Source organism: Streptomyces blastmyceticus (genome assembly GCF_039521185.1).
In the GTDB taxonomy this organism is placed as follows: domain Bacteria; phylum Actinomycetota; class Actinomycetes; order Streptomycetales; family Streptomycetaceae; genus Streptomyces; species Streptomyces blastmyceticus.
Window position 1 is genome coordinate 1 of record NZ_BAAABW010000044.1, and the last position, 23,765, is coordinate 23,765.

22 protein-coding genes are annotated in these 23,765 nt (G+C 69.1%); 3 read left to right on the plus strand and 19 right to left on the minus strand.

Annotation, left to right across the window (positions count from 1 at the left end):
* Together ABD269_RS34770 and ABD269_RS34775 are read right to left on the minus strand one after the other, a co-directional pair.
* The coding region (locus ABD269_RS34770) for an S-adenosylmethionine synthetase N-terminal domain-containing protein (RefSeq protein ID WP_344124626.1) at positions 1-79 on the minus strand (79 nt) is incomplete at its 3' end.
* Between the two features lie 28 nt (positions 80-107).
* The gene (locus ABD269_RS34775; protein ID WP_344124564.1) at positions 108-1,121 is read right to left on the minus strand and encodes an LLM class F420-dependent oxidoreductase; all 1,014 of its coding nucleotides are present in this window, start codon (positions 1,119-1,121) and stop codon (positions 108-110) included.
* A gap of 313 nt (positions 1,122-1,434) precedes the next feature.
* On the opposite strand from ABD269_RS34775, the gene ABD269_RS34780 reads away from it, so the two are divergent.
* Positions 1,435-2,613 carry an MFS transporter gene (locus tag ABD269_RS34780; protein WP_344124567.1) on the plus strand — a complete coding sequence of 393 codons (1,179 nt, stop codon included), beginning with the start codon at positions 1,435-1,437 and terminating at the stop codon, positions 2,611-2,613.
* Positions 2,614-2,696: 83 nt separating this feature from the next.
* Here ABD269_RS34780 and ABD269_RS34785 read toward each other — a convergent pair whose 3' ends face one another.
* The 17 genes from ABD269_RS34785 to ABD269_RS34865 all read right to left on the minus strand — a co-directional run bounded on the left by ABD269_RS34785 (position 2,697) and on the right by ABD269_RS34865 (position 21,023).
* Positions 2,697-3,560: a helix-turn-helix transcriptional regulator gene (locus ABD269_RS34785; RefSeq protein ID WP_344124569.1), complete on the minus strand. Its 864-nt coding sequence runs from the start codon at positions 3,558-3,560 to the stop codon at positions 2,697-2,699.
* 127 nt (positions 3,561-3,687) lie between these two features.
* Positions 3,688-4,533, minus strand: a complete 846-nt coding sequence (locus tag ABD269_RS34790) for a class I SAM-dependent methyltransferase (RefSeq protein WP_344124571.1) — start codon at positions 4,531-4,533, stop codon at positions 3,688-3,690.
* Positions 4,530-6,041: a 4-hydroxyphenylacetate 3-hydroxylase family protein gene (locus ABD269_RS34795; RefSeq protein ID WP_344124573.1), complete on the minus strand. Its 1,512-nt coding sequence runs from the start codon at positions 6,039-6,041 to the stop codon at positions 4,530-4,532. The genes ABD269_RS34790 and ABD269_RS34795 overlap by 4 nt, the downstream gene beginning before the upstream one ends.
* Positions 6,038-6,637, minus strand: a complete 600-nt coding sequence (locus ABD269_RS34800; RefSeq protein ID WP_344124575.1) for a flavin reductase family protein — start codon at positions 6,635-6,637, stop codon at positions 6,038-6,040. Before ABD269_RS34800 ends, ABD269_RS34795 begins: the two co-directional genes overlap by 4 nt.
* Positions 6,604-8,445: an asparagine synthase (glutamine-hydrolyzing) gene (asnB, locus tag ABD269_RS34805; RefSeq protein WP_344124577.1), complete on the minus strand. Its 1,842-nt coding sequence runs from the start codon at positions 8,443-8,445 to the stop codon at positions 6,604-6,606. The genes ABD269_RS34800 and asnB overlap by 34 nt, the downstream gene beginning before the upstream one ends.
* Positions 8,445-9,236, minus strand: coding sequence for a hypothetical protein (locus ABD269_RS34810; protein ID WP_344124579.1), 792 nt, complete (start codon positions 9,234-9,236; stop codon positions 8,445-8,447). Before ABD269_RS34810 ends, asnB begins: the two co-directional genes overlap by 1 nt.
* 412 nt (positions 9,237-9,648) lie before the next feature.
* Positions 9,649-10,485 (minus strand): LuxR C-terminal-related transcriptional regulator, encoded by an 837-nt coding sequence (locus ABD269_RS34815; RefSeq protein WP_344124580.1) that lies wholly within the window; start codon positions 10,483-10,485, stop codon positions 9,649-9,651.
* Between the two features lie 320 nt (positions 10,486-10,805).
* Entirely contained in the window at positions 10,806-12,101 is a 1,296-nt protein-coding gene (locus tag ABD269_RS34820; RefSeq protein ID WP_344124581.1) for an MFS transporter, read from the minus strand.
* A 203-nt stretch (positions 12,102-12,304) separates the two neighbouring features.
* Positions 12,305-13,396 (minus strand): IS630 family transposase, encoded by a 1,092-nt coding sequence (locus ABD269_RS34825; RefSeq protein WP_344124583.1) that lies wholly within the window; start codon positions 13,394-13,396, stop codon positions 12,305-12,307.
* Between the two features lie 535 nt (positions 13,397-13,931).
* Positions 13,932-15,104, minus strand: a complete 1,173-nt coding sequence (locus ABD269_RS34830) for an amidohydrolase family protein (RefSeq protein WP_344124585.1) — start codon at positions 15,102-15,104, stop codon at positions 13,932-13,934.
* Between the two features lie 195 nt (positions 15,105-15,299).
* Positions 15,300-15,842, minus strand: a complete 543-nt coding sequence (locus ABD269_RS34835; protein WP_116215539.1) for an arginine repressor — start codon at positions 15,840-15,842, stop codon at positions 15,300-15,302.
* Between the two features lie 68 nt (positions 15,843-15,910).
* A complete protein-coding gene (locus tag ABD269_RS34840; RefSeq protein ID WP_344124588.1) occupies positions 15,911-17,098 on the minus strand; it encodes an acetylornithine transaminase in 1,188 nt (395 codons plus the stop codon).
* Positions 17,095-18,030, minus strand: a complete 936-nt coding sequence (gene argB, locus ABD269_RS34845) for an acetylglutamate kinase (protein WP_301888780.1) — start codon at positions 18,028-18,030, stop codon at positions 17,095-17,097. The genes ABD269_RS34840 and argB overlap by 4 nt, the downstream gene beginning before the upstream one ends.
* The gene (gene argJ / locus ABD269_RS34850; protein ID WP_344124590.1) at positions 18,027-19,178 is read right to left on the minus strand and encodes a bifunctional glutamate N-acetyltransferase/amino-acid acetyltransferase ArgJ; all 1,152 of its coding nucleotides are present in this window, start codon (positions 19,176-19,178) and stop codon (positions 18,027-18,029) included. Before argJ ends, argB begins: the two co-directional genes overlap by 4 nt.
* The gene (locus ABD269_RS34855; protein ID WP_344124593.1) at positions 19,175-19,330 is read right to left on the minus strand and encodes a hypothetical protein; all 156 of its coding nucleotides are present in this window, start codon (positions 19,328-19,330) and stop codon (positions 19,175-19,177) included. The genes argJ and ABD269_RS34855 overlap by 4 nt, the downstream gene beginning before the upstream one ends.
* Positions 19,327-20,355, minus strand: a complete 1,029-nt coding sequence (gene argC / locus ABD269_RS34860) for an N-acetyl-gamma-glutamyl-phosphate reductase (RefSeq protein WP_344124595.1) — start codon at positions 20,353-20,355, stop codon at positions 19,327-19,329. Before argC ends, ABD269_RS34855 begins: the two co-directional genes overlap by 4 nt.
* Before the next feature lie 80 nt (positions 20,356-20,435).
* The gene (locus ABD269_RS34865; protein ID WP_344124597.1) at positions 20,436-21,023 is read right to left on the minus strand and encodes a GOLPH3/VPS74 family protein; all 588 of its coding nucleotides are present in this window, start codon (positions 21,021-21,023) and stop codon (positions 20,436-20,438) included.
* 139 nt (positions 21,024-21,162) lie between these two features.
* Here ABD269_RS34865 and ABD269_RS34870 point away from each other — a divergent pair, with 139 nt between their 5' ends.
* The gene (locus ABD269_RS34870; RefSeq protein WP_344124599.1) at positions 21,163-22,338 is read left to right on the plus strand and encodes a PP2C family protein-serine/threonine phosphatase; all 1,176 of its coding nucleotides are present in this window, start codon (positions 21,163-21,165) and stop codon (positions 22,336-22,338) included.
* 222 nt (positions 22,339-22,560) lie between these two features.
* Complete coding sequence (rodA, locus tag ABD269_RS34875; protein ID WP_425573044.1) at positions 22,561-23,760, plus strand: rod shape-determining protein RodA; 1,200 nt, start codon at positions 22,561-22,563, stop codon at positions 23,758-23,760.
* Positions 23,761-23,765: the final 5 nt, after the last annotated feature.

A 23,765-nucleotide genomic window follows, 5' to 3' on the forward strand; every position in this document is an offset into this window, starting at 1 on the left:
TGGTGTCGCTGATCTGGTCAGCGATCTTGTCGGGGTGACCCTCGGTCACGGACTCCGAGGTGAACATAAGACGTGACATGGCCTTCCTTCGGTAGCGTCGCGTGCTCTCAGCACGTGTCGGGGCCCAGTCTCCTGAGGATGTCGAGTACGGTTTCCTGGCTGTAGAAGGCCTCAGGGGGCAGTGAGACAAAGAGCTGGATACTGGTCACACCGGGCAGGTGATAGCGCATGATCTGCTCCCGGCATTCCTCCGGGGAGCCGCTGATGAACAGTCCGTCGACGACCTCATCCGGAAGGGCCCTCTGGGAGCCCGCCGGGTCCGCCGCCTCCCACGCTTCGTGCACTTCACGAAGCAACTCCCCGTTGCCCAGCCACTCATGGAACTTTCGGTAGGGGTCTCGGTTAAGGATCCAGGCAAGGAAGGGACGCGCGTTGCTGCGCGCGTGTTCCCTGTTCTCCGTGGGGCAGACGAAGACCTTGACAACCAATTCCTTACCCACAGGCTGAGGCCCGATTGCCTCGAGGATCTTGGGCACATCCTCAGGAAAAAGCAGGTTGGTGATGGCCCCGTCCCCTTCGTTGAAGGCAAGCCTCAGCATGTTGGGACGGAGCGCCCCCAAAATGACCTTCACCGGCTCGGTGGGCGGGTGCGGCAAGTGGTAGCCAGCTATGGAGAAGGTGTCGAATTCGCCGGCGATGTACTCACCCCGGAGAGCGCGGGTGACGAAGCGCAGCACATCACGTGTGCGTTTGAAAGGCTCTTCGAACGGAATGCCGTTGATGTCGCTGACATGTGCGGGCACCGAGGAGCCCAACCCCAGCAACAGGCGCCCGGGGGCGAGTTGCGCCAGCGTGGCCGCTGTCTGTGCGATCACGGCGGGACCTCGGGTGAAGACAGGGACGATGCCGGTACCCAGGCGCAAGGACGGGGACCAGGCAGCTGCTGCCGCGAGCGGGGTGAAGGCGTCAGTGCCACCCCCCTCCGCTGTCCAGACATCGGAGTAGCCGATGTCTGGAAGCCGCTCGATGATGTGCTGGTGGTGGCCGATCGTGATGCCGGGAAGGGGCAGGGTGACACCCCAGTTGGGCTGCGCGAGCGGAGGGCGGTCGCTTGAAGGCACGGGTGACTGGTGTCCTTTTCCTGGTAGCAGTACGCGCGGCCCACATCGGGACCACGGGAGCGGTGAGTTCAGCATCCAACCTTCCGTGAGGTCCGAACCATCCAGGTGTTGATGCCATTACTTCTACTAACAGGACCAACGCCTGGCTGGCTGGCCTGCGCGGGAATCGCCAAAGTGGCCGAGTCGGCAGCCGGATCTCCTGCACCCTCTCGCTCGAAAGGCAGCTTCTCTCATGGACAGTCCTTCCTCCGCGCCAGTCGCCCCGGTCGCGGCCCCGGCGCGGTTCCGTTGGGGTCTCTACACCTCAGTGTTCTTGCTGTTGTTTCTGTTCGGCACCGAAACGTTTTTGGTGTCCCCGCTGCTGCCGACGATCGCCAGTAGCCTGGCCACCACGGAACAGGCGGCGGCGTACAGTGTGACGGCGTACGTACTCGTGTACGCGGTGTGCGCTCCCTTCCTGGGCCTGGTGAGCGACCGGGTGGGACGCCGTCGTGCGCTGCTGGTGGGTTCAGTCCTCTTCCTACTGTCGAACGTCGCGGCCGCGCTGTCCGACGTTCTGGCTCTGCTGGTGGTATCGCGGGCCCTGGCCGGCATCGCGGCCGCCACCGCAGGCCCCGCGATCTGGGCGCACATCTCGGAGACCACGGAGGACAGCGCGCGCGGGCGCGCTCTGGGCCTCGGCATGGCGTTCTTCTCGTGTGGTCAGGTGCTTGGCGTGCCGCTGGGCAGCTTCCTGGCAGGCGCAGTCGGCTGGCGGGCTGCCTTCTGGGCCATGGCCATCGGCACACTGTTGGTCGTCCCGATGCTGCTCAAGCAGATTCCGGCCAGCGCGGCCCGGACCGGCGGCGGCATGGGCGCCGGAGCGGTGTTCGCCGCCTGGAGACACCACGCACTGCGCAAGTCGCTGCTGGTCAACACCGCGTTCAATGCCGCCAACCTGGGCGCCTACACCTTCATGGGTGCCGTCCTCGCCAAGCGCTTCGACCTGTCCGTGACTGCGCTCGGCCTGGTCGGCATCCTCGTCGGCGTCGGCAGCATCGTGGGCTCGACAGCCGGCGGCCGTCTGGGCGACCGGGCCAGGGCCCAGGGCCGTACGCACCTTCCGATGCTGGCCGTGTGGGGCCTCCTACTCGCCCTGGGCATCGCGCTGACGGTCTGGGGCCCCGGTCTGGTCCTCGCGTTGGTGGGCGTCACCCTCTGGTTCGTGGCCAGTGGTGGATTTGTCACCGACCAGCAGACGCTCGCCGGTACGGCTGCCCCAGAACTGCGAGCGACCTCCAGCGCCTGGCTCACCTCGACCATGTACGCCGGTACCGGCGTGGGCGCGTGGGTGATCGGTCTCTTCACCGATCTGTCCCTCGCGACCGCGGTGGTCGGGGTTGCCCTTGCACTGATCGCGGCGCTCGGTGGCCTGATGGTCAGCACCCAGCTACGCCGTGACGCCGACCGCGGACCGCTCATCGACCCGATCGGTGCACCGAAGGAGGCCTGAGCCCGCGCCTGCGTGGCTCGATCAGTCTCCTTCACCTGGAACAGGGCTGAAGGCGCGATCAACCGTCCCCCGCGGTCGCGCCTTCAGCCCGCTTTCCGTGCCAAGCCGACGGATCGCAGGGGCCGGTTCACCAGAGCCGAAACCCTCATGCCATCGTCCGGGCTCGCCGGGGTGAAAAGCAGGATCAACGACGCGGGGTCGTCCACCGGGCGGAGGGACGACAAGGAAATACGGATCGGCTCGCTGTCAACAGGGGTTACGGTGATGACGCGGGTGGTGAGTTCCCCCACCGAGTAGCAGTTCCACCAGTGGCTCAATTCGGGTGCGTCCGCCGCCAGTCGGCTGTACAGCTCGGCGATGCGCTCATCGGAGGGGTGCATACCTGCTTGGGCTCGGAAGTGTTGGAAGACGCTCATAGCGAGAGGCTCCCAGTCGGCATCCCGCAGGACCCCGCGCAGATGGTTGTCGGCAGCCATGAACCACATCAGGTTGCGGCGGTCGGCCGGCACCGCCGAAGGCTCACCCAGCACGGCCGACCACGCCGCGTTCCACGCGACCAGGTCGAAGTTGTGGTCGAGCAGGGCAGCCGGGCTGGTCGGCCAGGAATCCAGCACGGGCTGCAGCGCTCCGTTCACGGGCCCGCGGGTCGCGTTCGCCTCGGGCTCGTAGTAGCCGGCCAGCCGCAGCGCGTGGCGCAACTCGGCGTCATCGAGCCGCAGCACTCGCCCGACGGACTCCAACACCTGTCGCGAGGCGGCGACTCTGCCCTGTTCCAGCCATGTGTACCAAGCGATGCTCACACCGGAGAGGGAGGCGACTTCCTCCCGACGCAGCCCGGGAGTCCGACGGCGGGAAGTGGGTGGCAGGCCGACGTCCTCCGGCTTAAGCAAGGCGCGATGGGCCCGCAGAAACGCACCGAGTTCTTGACTTGCGGTGGGAGTTGACATGATGTGTGTCTCCTTACGCGGGCCGGGAGAACCCCAGCCATAATAGACCGCACCGGAATGACCCGGCAGTTCTCCCAAAGGGAGAGCGGCCGGGCCGTTCGGCGGCTGGAGTGTGCCACGGCGGGACTCAGCCCCGGGTGGTCACATTCCACAGCCGGACAGGCATGCTGCTCACATGCCCGATTTCCTCCTGGCGTCGCCACGCGGCGTCGCCCACGGCCCGGAAGAAGGCCGCACGCAGGCCGGGGTCGACCAGCCGACTGTAGTAGTCGCCGAAGGTCGCGGCGTGGAAGTGCTCGTACTCCGCCGCGCTGCCAACCTGTACGACAGCGTCCCGTTCAATGGTGGCGACGACCCGTAGATCCCGCTCCAGGAGTTTCCGCAGGCCCTCGGCGTCGCGCGTGCGCGTGGCGATCGGCATGACGTCGTGGTCAGCGAAAAGCCGGGGCACGAACTCGCGTCCCGTACCCAGCGCTACGAGTGCATCACGCACGATCTCATCCTCACCGCCCAAGCCGTGCTGGTCCTGCGCAGGGTGGTATGTGGTGAGCAGAAATGTTCCCCCTTGGGTCATGTGCTGCCCCACCCAGGTGAAGGTCCGCTGTTCGACGGGGTAGAGCCAGTGGAGCACCGACGTCATGGTGACCAGATCGGGAGACAAGTCCATCCGTTCCGGCGACCTCATGTCGGCATGCCGCAGGCGCGCCCGGTCACCGAAGCGCTGCAGCCTGCCAGCCGCCTCGCGTAGACGGTACTTGGACTGCTCCAGGCCCACCGCCCTCTGCAGGGACGGGAAGCGCTCCAGGGTGGCTTCCAGTAACTGGCCGATGCCACTGCCAAGGTCGACATGGACGTGCGGCTCGGCAGGCGCCTGGTCGAGCACCCAGTCCTGGTCGTTGACCTGGCGCAACTTGCTCGCGTCAGCGTACCCGGCGAGGGTGCTGGCCTGTATCTCCACTGCGGAATTGGTCACGAACGCTCGCCTTCCGGGGTGTGTGCGATGGTTGTCGACCCAGCCGGTCCGGAAATCAGTTGTTCCAGGCGGTTGCGGATCTCGGTCTGGTCCTGACGCCTGAAGATGTTGATCCGGTTGCGGGCCAGGTCGCCGCGGTGCACGTACTCGTAGAGATCCTGGCGTTGACCGAAGCTGTCGCCCGTCAGGTCCCATGCGAGTCGGAACAGCCGGGACTTCTTGTCCGCCGGCATGTTCTTACCCCGCATGTAGCGGTCGAGGAGCGGGCGGAGCCGCTCGTTGCCGAGGTCGTTCTCGGTGGGCTGCATGAGAACACCGGCCGAACCGATATTCCGTACGACGGCCACGGCGGTCGCGGCCACTTCTGCGGACCACACACGGCTGGCGGCGGTGTCACCGGGCGCCAGCAGGCCACTGTCGGTGACGGTGGCCCGGGCCTCGGCGGCATCGATGAAGTACTCCGTCATCTCTGCGTACGTGGCCAGTTTGCCGAGCTCTTCCTGGACGTTGCGGAATCCGTCCACTCCGATGCTCTCGGCGAGCATCGTGGCCGTGGCCAGAAGCGTACGCAGCCGCTCGCGATAGCGGATATGGCCGATATACGCGCTCCAGGCGTTGATCCGGGCGAGTCCGGTACGTGCCAAGGCAGCGTCGCGCAGCAGGAACACGCGGTTCCAGGGAACGAGGACGTCGTCGAAGAACAACATGGCGTCCTGCTCGTCGAAGCGGCCGGCGAGCGGGTGGGCGTGTCCCCACGGTTCCGCCCCAAACGGCTCACGGCACAGGGTGATCAGGCCAGGCGTGTTGAGGGGCAGGGCGCACCAGACCACGAACTGCTCGCCACGGCGCTGGGTGAAGGAGGCAGAGAGGTAGACAAGTACCTCATGGGCGGTGGGCGCCAGGGTGGTGAGCTGCTTTGCGCCGCGCACCACAATGCCCTTGTCGTTCTCCTCGACGACGCGCAGGGCGAGGTCGGGGTCGTCCACAGGGTCCGCGGACCGGTCAATCTGCGGATCACCCAGTGCATGTGTAAGGACTAGATCGTTGGTCGCGCAGTGGCGGTACCATGCCTCGGCGTTGGCGCCGAAGCCCGCCCGGCTCTGTTCCAGTTGGTGCCGGAAGTCGTAAAGGCCCAGGGCAATGCTCGCCATGAACGCCGGGGAACGGCCGTGCTGGCCCATGCTCTCCCGCAGCCAGAGCTCCGCGTTACGGCGTTGCGTCCGCAGATCGTCCAGCGTGTGTGTCGGCTGGTAGGCGCGGGCCAATGTGAGACCGCTTTGGGGGTCCTTCCATGTCATCAAAGGAGCATGCTCGGGGTCTTTTTGGAGATCGAAAAGCCGGGCCAGCTCATTCACAGAAGGCTTGAACGCCGGATGGGACGCCGGGTCTGTGATGCGCTTGCCGTCCAGATAGAGTTCGCGCCCGTCGTCCAGACTGGCGCGATAGCTGTCGCCGGTCTGCACCCCCAGGTTTCCGCTGATCGTATCGGTGGTGGTCGGTTCACTCATGTGCGCACTCCAGGTGCCGTGGGCGCCCGATCCGGGCACGGGGCTGACGGGACGGTAAGAGGGGTCAAGGCGTGGTAGTCGCCTTCGTGGTAGAGAAGCGGCTCGCCCTCCGAGCTGGCGACGGCGACGGGCAGGCCAATGAGGATGCTGTGGTCGCCTCCCGGCAGCACGTTGTACAGCGTGCAGTCGAACCAGCTCAGGCATTCGTCGAGCACGGGCGCTCCCGTGGCTTCAATGCGGGTCCGTACCCCGGTGAAGGCCCCGCTGGCGTGGCCCGCCCCCGGGGTGGCGAAACGCTGCGAGAGGTGCTCCTGGCCGACACGCAGCACGCTGACGGCGAGTCGGCCGGAGTCACTGACGGCCTGGACCAACGGACTGTGCTTCGTCACGGCGACGCTGATCAGGGGCGGATCCATCGACAGCGTGACGAACGAGGAGACGGTCTTGGCGAAAAGCTCGTCCCCCGACTTCGTGGTGAGTATGGCCACGCCCGTTGCGCAAGCGCGGGCGGCCTGCCGGACGGCCTCGCCACGGATCGCCCACGGCCGATCAGCCTGTGCCGTCACCGCAGACTCACTTTGTAGGCACGCAGCCATTCGTCGACCTGAAGGAGGTGGTCCAGGCCGCCAACAGGGTTGGGGGCGGTGCGAGGGCTCGGCAGCGGTCGCCCGTGCCGGACGGCATCAAGTACCACGTCCCGGTCGACCAGGTCGAAGACCGGAGCAGCAGGGTCGGCAAGCAGTTCGTGCATCCGGGAAGTGAGCACCTCGGTGTACCGGACGGCCGGTGTGGAGGGATAGCCGCTCTTGGGCCGATCCACCACCTGGGGCGGGAGCAGGTCCCGCACGGCCTCGCGTAGTACCCCCTTGGGTGTTCCACCGAGCGACTTCAGTTCCCATGGGATGTTCCATGCGTACTCCACCAAGCGGTGGTCGCAGAACGGCACCCGCACCTCCAGACCGACCGCCATGCTGACGCGGTCGACGCGGTCGAGCAGCGGTGGCAGCCAGCGCGTGAGTGCGAGGTAGCCGACCTGGCGCAGGCGTCGTTGGCTACCCTCCTCACCAGGGAGTTCCGGCACCTCGGCCAGCGAGTCGCGGTACTGCTGGGCGGTGTACTCGTCCGGCCGTACCTCGGCCAAGACCTCAGGGCGCAACAGCGCAGCAGGCGTCTCGCGGCCGTGCAACCAGGGAAAGGTGGCGGCGGCAACGGCTTCCGTCGCATGGAAGTACGGGTAGCCGCCGAAGACCTCGTCGGCCGCCTCGCCGGAGAGCGCGACCGTCGAATGGCGTCGGACCTCGCGGAACAGCAGGTACAAGGACGCGTCCATTTCACCCCAGCCGGGGCGGTCACGGGCGCGCAGAACTACGTCTCTGGCGTCCAGCAGGTCGTCGTCGGGGACGACGACGCGGGAGTGCCGACTACCGATGTGGTCAACGACAGCCTGGACGTACGGCGCGTCATGTGTGGTACGCCAGTTGTCGGGGCGTAAGGCGGTGGCGCTGTCGGGGAAGTCCACGGAGAAGGTGTCGATCTTGTCATGGCCGTCCCGCTCTCGCGCCAGGGCCGCGAGGGCAGTGATGGCGCTTGAGTCGACGCCCCCGGACAGCAGCGTGCACAGCGGTACGTCGCTGAGCAGTTGGCGCTCCACCGTGTCCGCCAGCAATTCCCGCACCCGTGCGGTAGTGGTTGCGGCATCGTCGGTGTGTGCTGCGGAGTGCAACTGCCAGTAGCGCACCTCGCGGGTGGCTCCGCGGGTGACCCTGAGAAAATGACCAGGCCGCACTTCATGCATCCCACGGAACAGACCATGCCCAGCCGTGGGCGCCGCGGGCAGGGCGAAGAGCTCCGCGATGCCTTCCGCGTCGAGCTCGGCGCGGAATCTCGGGTGGGCCAGAATCGCCTTGGGCTCGGAGCCGAAGAGCAGACCGCTCGCGTGTACGTGGTAATAGAGTGGTTTGACACCCAGTCGATCACGCACCAGCAGCAGTTCCTCGTCGCGGGTGTCCCATATTGCGTAGGCGTAGATGCCGTTCAGCCGGTGTGGCGCCGCCACGCCCCACTGGAGGTGGGCTCGCAGGACAACCTCGGTGTCCGAGTCCGTGCGGAAGCGATGGCCCAGGGCCTGGAGTTCGGCACGCAACTCCCGGTAGTTGTACAGTTCCCCGTTGTAGGAAAGGACCACGTGCGGGTCCTGTTCGTGACCGGCGTCGGTCAGCGGCTGGACGCCGCCATCCAGGTCGATCACGGCGAGCCTGCGGTGTCCGAGTGCGGCACGGGCGGAAAACCAGGTGCCGCCGTCATCGGGTCCCCGGCAGGCCAGTGTGTCCGTCATGGCACGCACTGTGTGCCGCTCGGCGCGTAGGTCCCGCTCCCAGTCGAGCCAGCCGGCGATGCCGCACATCACGCCTCCTGAGCGGTGTCCGGGGCGGTAGCCCGCCAGTGGCATCCATGTCCGCTGCCGTCCTGATGCAACTGGTAGGAGACCTGGTAGCCCTTGGCTCGGACGTTGGCCGACATGGACTTGGTGCAGTACGTGCAGGGCGAGGCGAGCGTGAGGCGCACTCCGCTGCTCCTGGCCTTCTCCCGGTAGTCCCATATCGCGCAGTGGGTGATGGTCACGGAGGCAGTAGCGGCGAGCTCGGGATCCTGAGGCACGTCAAGTTCGTATTCCGAGCCGTACAGTTCGGCCTGGCGTGTGATTCGCCGAATTGGGTCCGCGGCGCCACCATCGCGGTCAGGCTCGACCGTGCGGTGGACCTCGGCGTTGGAGGCAGCCCAATCGGCGAGGACGTCCTCGCCGTACCGGGAAACCAGGAACCGCTCCATCAGCGCCTGGCCCCGGAAGAAGATCCGCTGCCATTCGGCCGGCTCGTCCGTGGACGACGGGGGCAGGTCCGCGAACACCTCCGCTTGGAGTCCGAACCATGTCTTGAGATCGACACCTGCTCCGCGGGCCACCAGAAGCCGGGTCAGTCCGGCTTCAGCCTCGTGCAACCGCTGCCGCCATAGTGCCGCGCGCTCGGCGTCCGTCATCGCGACGATGGCCGAGCCGGAAGCGCAACGCAGGAAAGTGGCTCGCCCCTCACCTTCCCCGGCCATGGCGCGGGTCCCACTGCCGGAGTCGACGGACAGAGGTGCTGCGAGGCCGGGGGCCGGGCCCACAGCCATCGCCCCTTTGGCCGCTGCACTCATCAACTTCTCCCTCTTCTGAGTTACGGGCCGACTTCGGGCAGTCGGCCTGAGGCCACGCTAGAAACCACGCCTTGTCCCCAGAAGCTCCCTTCGTCTCGGATGATGGGGACCTTCGGAGGCCCCGCCACGCTCCCAACAGCCACGAGGACGGACCTACCGGATCGGCGGAGGTCGACCGAGGAGGAACCGGATCCGGCCACGGCCGGACGTGCCGACAGACCGAACGTCCACGGGGGATGCGGGCACCCGGAGCCGCAAGGAGGGCTACCGCTCCCTTCGGGGATCGCCGGTACTCCTTAAGGTTCCCTGATGGCAGCACTGAAGGGCGGGGTGCCCACGGAGGGGCACCCCGCATGACGTACCACTGCTCAGTCGGTTCTTCCGAAGGTTCCGGCCAGACGGACCCCGTATGTCAGCCCAGGCCCTGGCGATGGGCGTAGAGCGCCGCTCGAAGCCGGTCGGGCTGGCAGATCTTGCGCATGGCCTGTGTCAGATGTTTCTTCACCGTGGCGACAGAGAGGGAGAGTTCACGCCCGATCTCCGCATTGGACAGGCCACGTGCCAGCATCGACAGCACATCGCGCTCACGATCGGTCAGGCCGACATCGTCCACAACCGGTTCCTGCACTTCGACGGCCTCGGAGGTGTCGTGCTCATCCCCCAGAGGCGCCGGCAGAAAGATCGATCCACCGGCGACGACGACCGAGATGGCCCGGATGATGCAACTGGTGTCCTGGTCGAGAGGGAAGGCTCCGCTCACCCCAGCCTTGAGCATTCGGCTCACCTGGGCGACGTTCTCGGCCTGCCGCAGGAGGATGATGCGGGCATCAGTAGTACCTCTGGCCCGGCGCAGGCTCCCGGCCATGGAAAGGTCCTTGCGGAAGTCATCGGTGGCGCCGAGAAGGATCACGTCGGGCCGGTATCGCCCCGCTTCCGTCAGCGCGTGCCGGTGGTCCCGTACCGCACCCACCACTTGAAGCCCCTCACCGCGCGCGCCGTCGAGCATGCTGCGTAGTCCGGCATGGGCGATCGCATGCCCTCCTGCCAGAAGTACGCGGGCCTTCACCCATGGTGCGTTCGCGCTACTGCCGTTTCCAGCGGGGTTCGACAGAGGCGCCAGCCGTAACTCACGCCACCTTTGATCGGCCAGTGCAGCGGCCTCGCGGAAGAGCCTCTGATGGCCGGCGGTCCGGTCAAAGGGATTGCACACCTCGGCTTCAATCATTTCCTGCTCAGACAGCCGGGCCACCGTGAGATGCGGGGATCGCCTGGAGGCTTGATGGCGCCCCGTACGTGTAACACCCGCCCCGGAACTTGCTTCAACGGTGGACCTGTTCACTGTGCTCCTCCCCCAAGGTTGCAGACATCATCGACCGAGCGGGTTGCCTGCATGAGTGATTACGCGAAGAACTTCCGCGCGCATTACGCCACAAACCGGCGTCAGCCCTTCCATGAGACTCACAACGGCTTGCCGTCTACCAGCTCATGGCCTTCGATCCAAGACAGATAGTCAAACATGGGTCACAGTTGTGTCAAGATCATCACTCAGGGTAATCGCACACCCTGGCGTCACATGATCTTGGCTCCCTTGGTCTCGCGCATGCCCGCGTATACGAGGGTGGAAATCAGAGCAAGGCCGGACACGTACCAACCGAACCAGTCGGCGTGCCCCTTGTCGAGCAGGGTGGTGGCCAGGTACGGGGCGGTCCCACCGAAGGCGGCGACGGTGCCGGCATACGGCAGGCCGATGCCCGCCGTACGTACGCGGGCCGGGAACAGTTCGACCATGACTGCTCCGCTCACCGCCGTGTACCCGGTGAGCAGAAGCATGCCAGCACACGAGATCAAGAGCAGGCTCCAGAAGGAGTCCCGCAGCAGCCCCAGCAACGGAACGGTCAGCACGGTGAACCCGGCGCCAGACACGATCAGCAGCGGTTTGCGGCCCACTCGGTCCGACAGCATGCCTGCCAGCGGCTGCAGCATGGTGAAGAAGACCAGTGCGATGGTACTGACCGCCAGTGCAGCGTCGGGGTCGAAGCCGACGGCAAGCCGCGCATAGGTGGGCAGAAAGGTGGTCCAGGTATAGAACGTGACTGTTGCACCGAGCGTCATACCGATGACCAGTGCCGATTCACGAGGATTGCCGCGCAAGAAGTCAAAAGGCTTGGACCGAGCGGCCGGTTGCACGCCGGGCAGGTACGTCTCCTGTGTTCCGTGCCGTATCCAAAGGCCCGCCAGACAAGCGACGGCGCCGAGTCCGAAAGCCAGGCGCCAGCCCCACGAGTGCATTTGCCCCGAGGTCAACTGCCAGGACAGCAAGGCGGCGACACCCGAGGCCAAGAGCTGTCCGAGGTTGCCACTCACATAGCCGATACTCGAATAGAGCCCGCGCCTGCCGACGGGGGCGGACTCGACAACGAAGACGGCAGACACCGTGGACTCGCCCCCCACGGAGAGCCCTTGCGCGAGCCTGATCAGCACGAGAAGGACCGGCGACAGCATGCCGATCTGCTCGTACGTGGGAAGCAGAGCCATCGCGAGCTGGCCGACACCCATCAGGGTGATGGTCACCGCCATCGCCGTGCGGCGGCCGCGCCTGTCGGCAAGGACACCGAGCAGGAGTCCACCGATCGGACGCGCGGCAAAGCCCACCGCGAAGACCGCGAAGGAACCGAGTGCCGGGACCACCGGGTCAGCGTTGGGCGGGAAGATCCGATCGGCGAAGTAGGCGGAAAGGAAGGCGTAGGCGAGCCAGTCGTACCACTCGGCAAGGTTGCCGACGGAGGCGGCCAGCAGCTGGCGATGTCCGCGTCGGACCGATAACCGGGAGGATGGCAACAGCTCAGGGGTGGTGTCGAGACTCATGAACCCGCGGTGTTTTCACTGTGGTTCACGACGGAGCAGATCATGGAAGGCCATCTCTCGTGTCGGACTCGTGGTACGGGGAGGGATGCCGAAGTCAACCGGACGACGCTGTCCAGTTGCGAGGTATCGTCGTGCGATGCCTTACCTGCGACAGGAAAGTGGATGGATCATCACTCCGGGCCCGACTTTCTGTCAACTACCACCTAGTGTGTCGAGTCTTCAATCCGCTGCAAATAGGTGGCGAGGCGTTCGAGGACCTCGTCGGCGGTTTTGGTCCAGGTGAATGGCCGTGGTTGCTCGTTCCACAGCTTGATCCAGCTGCGAATGTCATGCTCGAGGTTCTGGACGTTCTTGTGGGCGCCGCGGCGTATCTGCTGGTCGGTCAGGAGCGCGAACCACCGCTCTACCTGGTTGAGCCAGGAGGAGTAGGTGGGAGTGAAGTGCATGTGGAAACGGGGGTGTGCCACCAGCCACCGCTGTATCGCCGGCGTCTTGTGTGTGGCGTAGTTGTCGCAGATCAGGTGGACGTCCAGGCCGGCCGGCACCTCTTTGTCGATGCGGGTGAGGAACTTCTTGAACTCCGCGGCCCGGTGGCGGCGGTGCAACTGCCCGATCACTTCGCCGGTGGCAACGTTGAGAGCGGCGAACAGGGTGGTGGTTCCACCGCGCAGGTAGTCGTGGGTGCGCCGCTCGGGCATGCCCGGCATCATCGGTAACACCGGGGCGGACCGGTCCAGTGCCTGGATCTGGGACTTCTCGTCGACACACAGCACCAGGGCGTGCTCGGGTGGGGCCAGGTAGAGGCCGACGATGTCACGAACCTTGTCAATGAACTGCGGGTCGTTGGACAGTTTGAACGTCTCCACCATGTGCGGCTTGAGGCCGAATGTCCGCCAGATCCGGGAGACGGTCGACTGCGACAGGCCCGTAGCCTGGGCCATCGACCGCGTCGACCAGTGCGTGGCACCCTGCGGCGTGCTCTCCAACGTCCTGACGATCACATCCTCGACCCGGTCGTCACCAACGGTGCGCGGAGCACCCGGGCGAGGCTCGTCGACCAAACCCTCCAACCTGTCGATCACGAACCGCTTTCGCCACTTCGCCACCGTGGTCGGATGAACCCCAAGCTCCGCCCCCACCCTGGTATTCGACGCACCATCGGCACACGCCAGCACCATCCGGCACCGCAGCGCCAGAGCCTGCGACGACGTGGGCCGACGCGCCCACCGCAGCAGAACCTGCCGCTCCTCATCCGTCAGGACAACTTCAACCGTCGGCCGCCCCATCTGTGCCATGCACACAGCATACTTCTATAGCGAATTGAAGACTCGACACACTAGCTCCGCTTGAGAATCTGGTCCAAGCTGAAGGTGTGCTACTCGTTGCGCGCCTGACGAGAGCGGGATGCGGGGCCAAGTCTCTCCGTGCGAAGCACTTTGCATACATCAGCAGCGTTCAGCCGGGACTCGAATCGGTGTAGTTCGCTGTGTGCACGGCGATACTTACGCAGGGCTCGGGGCGGCAGCCGCGCGAGAGCGGCCGTCAGTGTCCAGTCCATCCGGTGAAGACCGGATGCGACGGCTCGACGACGTAGCCGTGAACTCCGTGGCACGAGATCAGCTTCACCCGGAGAGCTGACACCCCGACGCCGCTTCCCGATGCCTGACACCGGGCGAAGCGGAGCGGAATCAATAAGACGGGCCCGCAGGGCGCCTGGGGGGACAGACCTCGGGAAGCAAGGGGGCGCAGATCCGCATGCTGTCGTCCCAACAGTGAGGGAGTGGAGCGGCCCGGAGGTTTTCCTCCGGGCCGCTTGCTCGTGTCCGGGGCTCAGACGATGCGTACGCCGCCGCGGAAGACCGCCGTCACCGCGTGGACGGCCGTGATGTCGGTGAGCGGGTCGCCGGACACGGCGACGAGGTCGGCGTCGTAGCCGGGGGCGATGGAGCCCTTGTGGCAGGCGACGCCGCAGACGCGGGCCGCCGTGGAGGTCACGGCGCGCAGCGCCTCCAGCGGGCTGAAGCCCAGGTCCACCATGGCGGTGATGCAGTGGGGATGGCTGCCGTGCGCCTTGACCGGGAGGATGCCGGAGTCGCTGCCGCATGCCATGACCACCCCGGCCTGCCGCATCGCCGCCAGTCCCGCGATCGTTCCGGGGATCCGCCGGGCGATCGCGGGCGGTGGCGGCACGCCGGGCAGCGAGCCCAGGGTGAGCGAGGCGACGACGCCCGCCCGGACCATCTCGTCGATCACCCGGCGGTCGTAGTGGACCCCGGCCTCGTCGTCGGTGACGAAGAAGCAGTGCTCGATCGAGTCGAACCCGGCGGCGACGGCGCGGGCGATGCCGGAGGCCGTGTGCGCGTGCGCGGTGATGGGCAGTTCGTGCCGGTGCGCCTCGCGTACGGCCGCGCGCAGTTCGGCGTGACCGTACTGCGTGCGGTACGGGTCCGAGCCGGACGTGATGCCGCCGCCGGTCACCATCACCTTCACCACGTCCACGCCGCGCTCCGCGCGTTCGCGCACCGCCGCGCGCACCCCCTCGACGCCCTCGGCCTCGCCGCCGAGGAACCAGCAGTGCCCGCGGGGCGTGGTGAGCGGCGGGCCGGCGGCGAGCACCCGCGGGCCCGCGGCGGGGTCCTTCGCGGTCTCCTCGCGCAGCCGCAGCGCGAGATAGCCGCGGTCGCCCAGGTCGCGTACGGTCGTCACGCCCGCCGCGAGCGTGGCGCGGGCCGCGGCCCGCATGCGGTCGAGCAGCTCCCCGTCGCCCGCGCACCGCAGACTGCCCACCACGTCGTCGCTCGCGTCGAAGGCCAGGTGGACGTGGGTGTCCACGAACCCGGGGAGCAGTGTGGCCGCGCCCAGGTCGACCGGCTCGGCGCCGGCCGGTGGCTCCCCGCCCGCGCGGACGTCGACGATCCGCCCGCCTTCCACCAGTACCAGCGGCCGCTCCACGGGTTCCGGCCCCGCCCCGTCGAACAGCGATCGCGCGCGTACGGCGAGCATGGCTCCTCCTGTGTTCAATTGGCTGTGCCCGACTCACTGATGGCCCCCCATCAATTGCCCGGTGGAAGCCTCCTGTTAAGCGCGGCGACATCATGATTTCCCCACGGGGCGGGAGGAGTCGGCGGAGCGCACGGCCCGGCGGCAGGAAAACGCAAAGGGTGCGGACCGGCGGTCCGCACCCTTTGGCGAAGAGTGTCAGCGTTCCTTCTGGGCCAGTCTCAGGAGGTGGTCCGCCAGGGCCTGGCCGCCCTTGGGGTCGCGGCTGATGAGCATGACCGTGTCGTCGCCCGCGATGGTGCCGATGATCTCGTGGACGCCCGCCTGGTCGATGGCCGAGGCGAAGAACTGCGCGGCGCCCGGCGGGGTGCGCAGCACGACGAGGTTGGCGGACGCCTCCGCCGAGATCAGCAGCTCGCCCGCCAGGCGGCCCATGCGGGCCTCCGTGGCGGACTCCCCCAGCGGGGCGCGGGGGGTGCGGTCGCCGCCCTCGGAGGGGACCGCGTAGATCAGCTCGCCGCCGGTGTTGCGGATCTTCACGGCGCCCAGCTCGTCGAGGTCCCGGGAGAGGGTCGCCTGGGTGACGGACAGCCCGTCGTCGGCGAGCAGCTTCGCGAGCTGGCTCTGCGACCGCACCGGCTGCCGGCCGAGGATGTCCACGATCCGGCGGTGGCGGGCGGTGCGGGTCTGCGGTACGGCCTGTCCGCCGTGGAACGGCTCGGGCTCCTGCGCCTCGGTCATCGTCTCGTCAGTCTCCGCATCGTCGTTCCCGTGGCCCCCGTCGGCCGGCCGCACATGTGGCCCCGCGCTTACGCACCTCCGCCGGCGGCGACAGTGTCCAGGACCTTGGGCAGGGCCTGGAGGAACGTTTCCACCTCATCTTCGGTGATGATCAGCGGTGGGGCCAGCCGCACCACGTGGGGCGCGACCGCGTTCACCAGGAGTCCGGTGTCCTGTGCTGCTTGCTGCACCTTCGGTGCAAGGGGCTCGGAAAGGACAATACCCAGCAGCAGGCCGGAGCCACGGACCCGGTCGACGAGGGGGTGGGCGAGCGCCGCGATCCCGTCACGCAGTCGCTCCCCCGTTCGCTTCACCCGGTCCAGGATTCCCTCGGTCTCCAGGGTGTCAAGGACGGCCAGGGCGGCGGCGCAGGCGACGGGGTTGCCGCCGAAGGTCGAGCCGTGCTGACCGGGCGTCAGCAGGTCGGCGGCCGGGCCGAAGGCCAGGGTCGCGCCGATCGGCAGGCCGCCGCCGAGCCCCTTGGCGAGGGTGATCACATCGGGCTCGACGCCCTGTGCCTGGTGCTCGAACCAGTGGCCGGTGCGGCCGATACCTGTCTGGATCTCGTCCAGGACGAGCAGCGTCCCGGTCGCCCGGGTGATCTCCCGGGCGGCGGTCAGATAGTCCCGGGGCGGCACGACGACGCCGTTCTCGCCCTGGATCGGCTCCAGCACCACGAGTGCCGTGTCGGTGGTGACCGCGGCCCGCAGCGCCTCGGTGTCCCCGTACGGCACGTGCGTGACGTCCCCCGGCAGCGGCAGGAACGGCTCCTGCTTGGCGGGCTGGCCGGTGAGGGCGAGGGCGCCCATGGTGCGGCCGTGGAAGCCGCCGACGGCAGCGACCATGTGCGTGCGGCCCGTACGCCGCCCGATCTTGAAGGCGGCCTCGACGGCCTCCGCACCGGAGTTGGAGAAGTAGACGCGGCCGGGGCGGCCCGCGAGGCGGAGGAGGCGCTCGGCGAGGGCGACGGGGGGCTCGGCGGTGAAGAGGTTGGAGACGTGGCCGAGCGTGGCGATCTGCTCGGAGACCGCGCGCACGACCGCCGGGTGGGCGTGGCCGAGGGCGTTGACCGCGATGCCGCCGACGAGGTCGAGGTAGGGCCTGCCGTCGGCGTCCCACACGGTGCTGCCCGCGCCGCGCACGAGGGGGATGCGGGGGGTGCCGTAGTTGTCCATCAGGGCGCCTTGCCAGCGCCGGGTGAGCTCGGCGTTGCTCATGCTTCCCTCTCCTGGGGCTCGTCGGGCACGACCATCGTGCCGATGCCTTCGTCGGTGAAGATCTCCAGCAGGATCGAGTGCTGGACGCGCCCGTCTATCACGCGGGCGGTGGTGACGCCGTTGCGCACGGCGTGCAGGCAGCCCTCCATCTTGGGGACCATGCCGCTGGTCAGCTCGGGCAGCAGCCGCTCCAGCTCGCTCGCGGTGAGCCGGCTGATGACCTCGTCGCTGCGGGGCCAGTCCTCGTAGAGGCCCTCGACGTCGGTGAGGACCATCAGCGTCTCGGCGCCGAGCGCGGCGGCGAGGGCCGCGGCGGCGGTGTCGGCGTTGACGTTGAAAACGTGGCCCCCGGCGTCCGCGACGTCCGCGCTGCGGGCGATGGAGGAGATGACCGGGATCCGGCCGTCGTCCAGCAGCGCCTGCACGGCGCCGGTGTCGACGTGGGTGATCTCGCCGACCCGGCCGAGGTCCACGCGCTCGCCGTCGATCTCGGCGTAGTGCTTGGTGGCGGTCATGGTGTGGGCGTCCTCGCCGGTCATGCCGACGGCGAGCGGGCCGTGCCGGTTGAGCAGGCCGACGAGCTCGCGCTGCACCTGTCCGGCGAGCACCATCCGTACGACGTCCATCGCCTCGGGCGTGGTGACCCGCAGGCCGGCCTTGAACTCCGAGGCGAGGCCCATCCGGTCCAGCTGGGCGCTGATCTGCGGTCCGCCGCCGTGCACGACGACCGGGCGCAGGCCCGCGTGGCGCAGGAAGGCGACGTCCTGGGCGAAGGCCGACTTCAGCTCCTCGTCGACCATCGCGTTGCCGCCGAACTTGATGACGACGGTCTTGCCGTGATGCCGCGTCAGCCAGGGCAGCGCCTCGATGAGCGTGCGGGCCTTGGGCAGGGCGGTGTGCTTGCGGGTGCTCGTGGCACCGGGATTCGTCATGAGGAGTACGCGCTGTTCTCGTGGACGTAGTCGGCGGTGAGGTCGTTGGTCCAGATGACCGCGCTCTCCTCGCCCGCGGACAGGTCGGCGGTGATGCGGACCTCGCGGTAGCGCATGTCGACGAGGTCGCGGTCCTCGCCCACCGAGCCGTTCTTGCAGACCCAGACGTCGTTGATCGCGACGTTGAGCCGGTCCGGGTCGAAGGCGGCCGCGGTGGTGCCGATGGCGGAGAGCACCCGGCCCCAGTTGGGGTCCTCGCCGTGGAGGGCGCACTTGAGGAGGTTGTTGCGGGCGATGGTGCGGCCGACCTCGACGGCGTCGGCCTCGGTGGCCGCGCCCACGACCTCGACGCGGATCTCCTTCGAGGCGCCCTCGGCGTCGCCGATGAGCTGGCGGGCGAGGTCGTCGCAGACGGTCCGAACGGCCTCGGCGAAGTCGTCGTGGGCGGGGACGACGCCGGAGGCGCCGGAGGCGAGCAGCAGCACCGTGTCGTTGGTCGACATGCAGCCGTCGGAGTCGACCCGGTCGAAGGTGGTGCGGGTGGCGGCGCGCAGGGCCTGGTCGAGTACGGTCGCGTCCACGTCGGCGTCGGTGGTGATGACGGCCAGCATGGTGGCGAGGCCCGGGGCGAGCATGCCCGCACCCTTGGCCATGCCGCCGACGGTCCAGCCATCACCTTGCGCGACGGCCGTCTTGTGGACGGTGTCGGTGGTCTTGATGGCGATGGCGGCCTTCTCGCCGCCGTGCGGGGAGAGTTCGGCGGCGGCCTTCCCGATGCCGGGGAGCAGCTTGTCCATCGGCAGCCGGACGCCGATGAGGCCGGTGGAGGCCACCGCGATCTCGGCGGCACCGACACCCAGCGCTTCGGCGGCCTTCTCGGCGGTGGCGTGGGTGTCCTGGAAGCCCTGCGGGCCGGTGCAGGCGTTGGCGCCGCCGGAGTTGAGGACGACCGCGGAGACCCGTCCGCCCTTGAGGACCTGCTCGGACCACAGGACCGGGGCGGCCTTGACGCGGTTGGAGGTGAAGACCCCGGCAGCGGCCAGGCGGGGCCCGGTGTTGACGACGAGGGCGAGGTCGGCGCCGCCGCTCTCCTTGATCCCGGCCGCTATGCCCGCCGCCGTGAACCCCTGTGCTGCGGTCACGCTCACGCTGTCTTCTCCTTCTCCACGCCGCCATGGAGGCGACTGCTCGTGACGTTCTCAACGGTGCCGGCCGTCCGGTCGCAGGGCGCGGCCCTGGTCAGGAGGACGGCCAGTGCGCGGCGGATGTGCGCGGCCCGGAACCGGCCCCGCGGGCTCATGGCGCCACTCCCGTGGCGGGCAGTCCCAGCTCCTCGGGGAGCCCGAGGGCGATGTTCATGCTCTGCAGCGCGCCGCCGGCGGTGCCCTTGGTGAGGTTGTCGATGGCGCTGACGACCACGATCCGGCCGGCCGCGGGGTCGTGGGCGACCTGGACGAGCGCGGCGTTGGAGCCGAGGACGGCGGCGGTGGAGGGCCACTGCCCCTCCGGGAGGAGGTGTGCGAACGGCTCGTCCCGGAACGCCTTCTCGTAGGCGGCCCGCAAGGTCTCCGCGGTGACGTCCGGCCGCGCCTTGGCGCTGCACGTGGCGAGGATGCCGCGGGGCATGGGGGCCAGGGTCGGGGTGAAGGAGACGGTGACGGGCTCCCCCGCGGCGGCGCTGAGGTTCTGGATCATCTCCGGGGTGTGCCGGTGGCCGCCGCCGACGCCGTAGGGGCTCATGGCGCCCATGACCTCGCTGCCGAGCAGGTGCGGCTTGGCCGCCTTGCCCGCGCCGGAGGTGCCGGAGGCGGCGACGATCACGGCCTCGGGCTCGGCGAGCCCGGCGGCGTAGGCGGGGAAGAGCGCGAGCGACACGGCCGTGGGATAGCAGCCGGGGACGGCGATCCGCGCGCTGCCGCGCAGGGCCTCCCGCGCGCCGGGCAGCTCAGGCAGTCCGTACGGCCAGGTGCCGGCGTGCGGCGAGCCGTAGAACCGCTCCCACTCCCCGGCGTCCTTCAGCCGGAAGTCCGCGCCGCAGTCGACGACCAGCACCTCGTCGCCGAGCTCCGCGGCGACGGCGGCGGACTGCCCGTGGGGCAGCGCGAGGAAGACGACGTCGTGCCCGGCGAGCGCCTCGGCCGAGGTCTCCTCCAGCACGCGCCCGGCGAGCGGCAGCAGGTGCGGCTGCACCGCCCCGAGCCGCTGCCCGGCGCTGGAGTGCGCGGTGAGGGCCCCGATCCGCACCTCAGGATGCGCGAGCAGCAGACGCAGCACCTCACCGCCCGCGTACCCACTCGCTCCTGCCACTGCCGCACGGATTGCCATCGGGCCCCTCCTGGTCGATGGCATGACTATACGAAGGATTGAAGTTTTATGCAATGAGTCCGAATTCGGCGGCCACGGATTCAGAAGCCCCGCCAGACGTTGTCGAAGGCCGCCTGCTCGATGGCCCGCCGCTGGCGTACGGCCTCCAGGTCCATCAAGGCGTCACCGACCGCGGCGAGCACGGCCTCCACCGCGTCGCCGAACGCACCCGGGGCCTCCGCGGGCTCGTCGTCGCGGATCCCGACGGCCGTCGCGAGGGCGGCGAGAACAGGCTCGTCCGCTGCAAAGCGACGGCCGGGCGAATCGGTCGGCACCGTCCGTTCGGTCCGGAACGGCAGCCGGCGGCGGTGCCGCGTGAGCTGCCCGTCCGCCTCGAGGGCGGCCAGATAGACCGCGGCCAGGCCGCGGCCCCTGCACCACAGCCAGTCGGTGACCGACTCGTACGGCGCTTCCCGGGTGAGCGACTGCGCGGCCTGGTCCAGCACGCGGTCGGCCACGGCCGGCCGCCCGTCGGGCACGATCCGATCGCCGTCCAGCGCGACGGCCCCGGCGGCCAGGAGATCGATCAGCTCCGCTCCCGCCAGCGCGAGCGACAGGTCGCCCGGCTCGACGGGACGGCCGGGCGCCGCGTCCATGGCAGCGATCATCAAGTCCCGCGGTGTGGTCATGGACGGCTCCGCGTGATGGCGACGGGTGCTCCTGCGTACGAGCCTAAGGAGCGAGGGCGGCGCCCGCACCCCCGCGTCGGCGGTGCCGCACGCCCGCCCGAGGGGAGCGGGGGCCACCGAACAGGGGCAAAATGGGCACGTGGGCGTCCGACGTGTGTCGGTGGACCGCCTCCTGGCGCAGCCGTCGGGCCGCGGGCTGGTGGCGATCCCGCTCGTGCTGATCGTGGTGATCACCATCGTGGACCTCCACTCCGGGATGGACGTCCACCTGGGCCCGCTGCTGGTCATCGCGCCCGCCCTCACCGCCTCCTTCGCCGGGCCGCGGCTGACCGCCCTGATCGGGCTGCTGGCGGTCGCCGCCCAGGTCTTCATCGCCGTGTTCCACGGCGGGCTGGCCACGACCAACCACGTGGCGCAGATCATCGCGCTGACCGTGCTCTCCGCCGTGGGGGTGTTCGTCTGCCTGCTGCGGGAGCGGCGCGGGCGGGAGCTGAGCCGGGCGCGCTCGGTGGCCGAGACGGCGCAGCTGGCCCTGCTGCGGCCGCCGCCCCACCGGATCGGGCCGCTGCGGGTGGCCTGGCTGTATCTGGCCGCCGAGGACGAGACCCAGATCGGGGGCGACCTGTTCGCGGTCGCCCGCGCCGCGCACGACTCCACCCGGGTGATCATCGGAGACGTACGGGGCAAGGGCCTGGCCTCCATCGGCGAGGCCTCGGTGGTGCTGGGCGCCTTCCGTGAGGGCGCCCACCGGTACGCCACCCTGCCCGAGCTCGTCAGCGCCCTGGAGGAGAGCGTCTGCCGGGACCTGGAGGAGGTCGCCGACACCGAGCACGACCCCGGCGAGCACTTCATCACCGCCCTCGTCCTCGACATCCCCGACCACGGCCCGCGGGCCGAGATGGTCAGCTGCGGCCATCCGCCTCCCCTGCTGGTCCCCGGCCACGGCCGGAAGGTCACCACCCTCAACCCGCGCAACCCCACACCGCCGCTGGGCATGTGCGGGCTGCCCGCACCCCATCACCCCGCCGACCCGTTCGCCTTCGAGCCCGGCGACATCCTCCTGCTCTACACCGACGGGGTCATCGAGGCCCGCTCGCCGGCCGGGGAGTTCTACCCGCTCACCGAGCGGCTCGCCTCCTTCCCCGTCTCAAGCCCCGAGACCCTGCTGCGCCATATCCACCGCGACCTGGTCGCCCACGTCGGCGGGCCGCCCGCCGACGACGCCGCCCTCCTGGTCATCGAGCGCGCCCCCGCCCACCACCGGCCGCACATCACGGCCCACCCCCTCGACGGCCACCACCTGCTCCAGCCGTAGCCCCGGGGCCCGGCGGGTTCACGACTCCGGGTGTGCCGCCACGGATATCCGCCCGGATGCGGCGCACGGCCGCCATGATGCTGTCGGCGGGTCTCCCCGCGCCCCCGGCCGCGGGAAGACCTCGACGTTTTGCTATTTGCGCAACTACGAAACTGTAGGGTGCTGCCGTGCCACGGCCCGGTCGTGGCCGCTCGACTGTGTCCCCTCTCCGAGCCGAGGGCCGTGACCGTGAACTTCCCGCTCGCCGCCCGCCCCGCGGGCCGGGGCCGGCACCTGCAGCTGTGGGGCCGTCTGTCGCCGCTGTGGCGCCTGGACTGGATCCTGCTCGGCGCCGTCGTGGCCCTGGGCTCGACCGGGGCGCTGCTGGCCTGGTCGGCCACCCGCTACCGCCAGGTGGCCCTGGGCGCCGACCCCGACCTCTACCTCGAACGGCACCTGCTCAACCTGGCGCTCGGGCTGGTGCTGTGCGCCGCGGTCACCGCGGTCGACTACCGCAGGTCCCGCGGCTACGCCCCCGTCTTCTACGGCGCGGCCGTGCTGTTCCTGGCCACCGTGCTGACCCCGCTGGCCAGCACCGTCAACGGCGCGCACTCCTGGATCGTGCTGGGCGCCGGCTTCTCGCTCCAGCCGTCCGAGTTCGTCAAACCGGCCGTGGTGGTGATGCTCGCGGCGCTGCTGACGGAGGCGCGCGAGGCCCGGTGCGGGGAGGTCCCCCGCACCCGGCAGGTCGCGGCCTCCCTCGCCCTGGTGGCCGTACCTGCGGCGGTCATCATGGCCAGCCACGAACTGGGCACCAGCCTGGTGCTGGTGGCGATCACCGTGGGGCTGCTCTACGCGTCCGGCGTCCCGGGCCGCATCCTCGGCGTCCTCGGCGCCCTGGCCGCGGCGGCGGCCACCGCCGTCGTCACCCTGCACCTGCTCAGCGCCTACCAGCTCAACCGCTTCGCGGCCTTCGCCGACCCGAACCTCGACCCCTCCGGCGTCGGCTACAACACCCAGCAGGCCCGCATCGCCATCGGCGCCGGCGGCCTGCTCGGCCAGGGCCTCTTCCACGGCGACCAGACCACCGGCGGCTTCGTCCCCGAGCAGCAGACCGACTTCATCTTCACCGTCGCCGGCGAGGAGCTCGGCTTCCTCGGCGCGGGCGCCGTGATCGCCCTGCTCGGCGTCGTGCTCTGGCGCGCCCTGGCCATCGCCCGCCGCGCCGAGGACATGTACGCCACGCTGCTGGCCGTGGGCATCGTCTGCTGGCTGGCCTTCCAGTCCTTCGAGAACATCGGCATGACCCTGGGCATCATGCCCGTCGCGGGCATCCCGCTGCCGCTGGTCTCCTACGGCGGCTCCTCGATGTTCGCCGTCTGCCTGGCCGTCGGCCTGCTCCAGTCCATCCAGCTCGTCTCCACCCGGCCCCGCAGCGCCTGACCGGA